This window comes from Streptococcus sp. 10824 (assembly GCF_013276595.1).
Lineage (GTDB): Bacteria > Bacillota > Bacilli > Lactobacillales > Streptococcaceae > Streptococcus > Streptococcus pseudopneumoniae.
The window spans coordinates 1-3,626 of record NZ_VMLH01000125.1 but is presented as its reverse complement, the minus strand read 5'-3'; the positions used below and the strand labels follow the sequence as shown (position 1 = coordinate 3,626).

General features: G+C 37.0%; 2 protein-coding genes and 2 pseudogenes. 1 reads left to right on the top strand and 3 read right to left on the bottom strand.

What is annotated here, in order from left to right; all coding sequences use genetic code 11:
• Positions 1 to 13: 13 nt before the first annotated feature.
• The gene (locus HT701_RS10140; RefSeq protein ID WP_000945719.1) at positions 14 to 367 is read right to left on the bottom strand and encodes an aminotransferase class V-fold PLP-dependent enzyme; all 354 of its coding nucleotides are present in this window, start codon (positions 365 to 367) and stop codon (positions 14 to 16) included.
• Between the two features lie 677 nt (positions 368 to 1,044).
• The gene (locus HT701_RS10135; protein ID WP_000036801.1) at positions 1,045 to 2,424 is read right to left on the bottom strand and encodes an FAD-dependent oxidoreductase; all 1,380 of its coding nucleotides are present in this window, start codon (positions 2,422 to 2,424) and stop codon (positions 1,045 to 1,047) included.
• Between the two features lie 295 nt (positions 2,425 to 2,719).
• Between HT701_RS10135 and HT701_RS10130 the strand changes: the two are divergent.
• A pseudogene (locus HT701_RS10130) lies at positions 2,720 to 3,440 on the top strand (FAD:protein FMN transferase); the annotation flags it as partial.
• Between the two features lie 12 nt (positions 3,441 to 3,452).
• Here the strand turns inward: HT701_RS10130 and HT701_RS10125 are convergent.
• A pseudogene (locus tag HT701_RS10125) lies at positions 3,453 to 3,560 on the bottom strand (IS5/IS1182 family transposase); the annotation flags it as partial.
• Positions 3,561 to 3,626: the final 66 nt, after the last annotated feature.

Below are 3,626 nucleotides of genomic sequence, written 5' to 3'. Positions count from 1 at the left end.
TGAAACTAAGCAACTATAACATTTTCCAAGGTAAATAATTAGAATGGTGTTCTAATACAGACACGCCTAATTTACCTTTATTATATTTTATAGACCTACTAAGTAAGTTATAAGCCTCCGTAGCACTTTTAGTGAAAAGCACATTGTAGTTACTGGCACTTAGAAAATTTTTAATTTTTTTCTTAACAGCCTCATATTCATTAGAAAAAATTAAATCATTTTTTGAATTATGTCTCTTAATGTTTATTGGAATTCCTGAATAAACTTCTGTTAATTTATTAACAACAGCTTTTGGCTTGGGAACTGTAGCTGCATTATCAAAATAAATAATATCTGATGTTTGAAAAGAAAATAAATTCCTCAACATATTTCACCACTTTGAAAATCTACTACCATTAAAAATTTCTACTTCCTAAGATTTAAAATTCGATTTATGTAATACATTGTATTGGCACATCTTTTTGGGAAATACAACTGAACCATTTAATACTACTACAGAAACTTCATCACTACTATGGCTTCTGCTGACTTCTCATGATTCCTTGTTACTATGCTTTAGGCGCTCATGAAACCTCACGGAATCAGTCCCAGATCTTTCTTCCTTTATAACAGAGGACGTTAAAAGGTTACAGTGAAAATAGGAAATCGGACGCAGAGTCTTTGGACTCTAGGAAGATTTATCTTTTTCACACAAACCTTAGTCCGAATTCAATTACTTTCATGACTTACAGATATAAGTTACGACTACCTATTTAAACTTTAGAGTTCTTGGCTATCTCATCTGCTAGATAGGCTTTCCTAGCACCTCTCTGTTCCTAGAACCAGGATTTCGCTATTCTTTCCTCTAACGTTTTTTACTCTAACGTCAGGGTCTATCTCCAGACCGTCTTCGTCCGCTACCTCACGATAGTCAGGATTGAGGGGCGCTGTTGGGTTCATCGGTAGCTAGTGCCCACAGAGGACTTGTTCCTCAGATGTAGGCCATGACCCGTCGTACCTAAAAAACTATCCGACCTTAACTTAAGACCAGATAGTTCATCATTTTTATTTTTCAGCTGTAAGGGCAGCCATTGTGATGTAGTTGTATGGTTTGTTGAAGTGTGGCAAGAAGAAGAGGTCTGTCAATGCCAATTTATCAATTGTTACATGCTCTTGGATAGCAAGTGAGAACATGTGAATTCCCATGCTGATTGAAATATCGTGTGAAACCATTTGGGCACCAAGAATTTCACGGCTATCTTTGTCAAAGACAATCTTAATCGCTACTTCATGGTTATCGTGTTTCATGAATTCTGGTTTTTGAAGATCGTTAAATCCTGTCTCAGTCGCATTGTAACCTGCAGCTTTTGCTTTTTCAAGAGTCAAACCAGTTGAAACCATGTGAAGACCATAGATTGAGATACCGTTTGAACCTTGAACACCGATTCCTTCCAATTCATGTCCACAAGCATTGTAGGCACCAACGATACCAGTACGAACTGCGTTTGAAGCAAGGGCGATGTAGCTTGTGTCTTTACGAGCATTATCATAGACAGTCGCACAGTCACCAACTGCAAATACACCTGGAATTGAAGTTTCTTGTTTCTTATCTACAAGGAAAGCACCATTTCGGAAGAGTTCAATCTTACCGTCAGCAAGAGCTGTGTTAGGACGGAAACCAACCGCAAGAACAACCATATCCACATCAAAAGTTTCTTTATCGGTAATCAAGCGTTCAACTTTACCGTCACCTTCGATTGCTTTAACAGTTTGACCAAGAGCCAAGCGGATGTTGTGGTCTTCCAAGTTCTTCGCCATCATTTGTGTAAAGTCTTTGTCATAGTAACCGTTCAAGACAGTATCAACGATATCGACAAGGACAACTTCTTTTCCAAGACGCTCAAAGGCTTCAGCAAGTTCAACACCAATGTAACCACCACCAACAACGGCGATACGGTCAAGGTGTTGGCTCTTGTCAGCAAGTTTATTGATCACTTCTTCAGCGTTTTGGTACAATTTCACGAATTGTACGTTTTCAAGAGTTGCTTTAAATTCGCGGTTTCCTTTAAGAATTTCAACACCTTCTATTGGTGGCAAGATTGGTGTAGAACCTGTAGCGAAAATCAATTTCTCGTATGATTCTTTGTGCTCTTTTCCTTCAACTTCGGCTGTGACTACTTTGTTATCATAGTCGATTGAAAGAACAGGTGAGTTCATGTAAACCTTAGCACCTTTAGCTTCCAATTTTTCTTTATCAGAATAGAACAAGCCTTCAGCACCGTCAATTTGATTACCAATCCAAAGAGCCATTCCACATCCTAGGAAAGAGATGCTAGAGTTTTGGTCAAATACAACAATTTCGTTCTCATTTCCAAAATTATCCAACATAGTATTAATACATGCTGTACCAGCATGGTTAGCACCGACTACAACAATTTTACTCATAAAAAATTTCCTACTTTCATTCTAAATTTACCTTACTAGTATACCATTTATTGTCAGCGTTTACCAGAGGTTTGCTATTACTTTATCATTTTTTATCAAAAACAATTCTCCATTTATCCTAATTTCAAGCCTAATGAATTTTTTTAAGCATATTTCTTGACTTTTTCCAAATTTAATTTATGAAAATTCTAGCTTTATGGTATTATAATAACATGAAAATAAAATACAAGGTCTTCCATTTATATAATTATTTGATATTGCAACTTATTTTCTACAAAAGAAAAAAGTTGCTAGCTTGCCTCTTCGTTCACATTCTGAACTCCTAACGGGAACCACTATCACTATTTCATTAGTTAATGAGTGAGCAGATATCTTACTCCAAAAATCCTTTGATTTGCTCAAAGAGCTTGAATACCATTTCAATGCCAATAGTCAAGAATCTGAGTTGATGGAAATCAATTATCAAGCAGGAATAGCCCCCGTCACTGTTCATCCAGACCTGTTTGAACTGATTTCACTTGGTTTAGAGCATAGCCTAGCACTCTATAGCCAGCTCAACATCAGTATTGGTCCCCTAATTCAAACCTGGCGCATTGGTTTTTCAGATGCCAAAGCTGCACAACCTCAAGAAATTGAAGCGGTGCTGTCTCTAATCAATCCTCATGATATCGAGTTAGATTCTTCTACTTCCATTGTATTCTTAAAGCAGAAAGGAATGAAAATCGATTTAGGTTGTTTAGTCAAGGGTTATAGTGCAGATAAAGAGTGCCCAATTTCTTAGAAAAGAGGGTATGACTTCTGCCTTGATCAATCTGGGAGGGAGTATCCTGACCATTGGAAAAAATCAGGCAAGAGGGGATAACCCTTGGCAAATCGAGATTCAAGATTCAGCCAATCCGAGGGGAAATCACTTAATGACCATTCCCGTTGTCAATCAATCTGTCGTGACTTCAGGCATTTATGAACGTCACCTGACAGTCGATGGACAAGATTACCATCACATTTTTGACAATAGACTTCCTGCAAAACTAGAATCCTAGTTCATGATTGATAATACCAACAATCAAATTCATTCGTAATCCGAAGCGTTTACGATGATTTCGATAGGTTGTTGAAAATATTTTAAACGTTTTCATAGTGAAATGAAATAAGAACAGGACAAATCAATCAAGACAGTCAAATCGATTTCTAACAATGTTTTA

Bases quoted from the DNA above. Each gene is read 5' to 3' on its own strand.
- HT701_RS10140 (WP_000945719.1), bottom strand. From the start codon at position 367: ATGTTGAGGAATTTATTTTCTTTTCAAACATCAGATATTATTTATTTT.
- HT701_RS10135 (WP_000036801.1), bottom strand. From the start codon at position 2,424: ATGAGTAAAATTGTTGTAGTCGGTGCTAACCATGCTGGTACAGCATGT.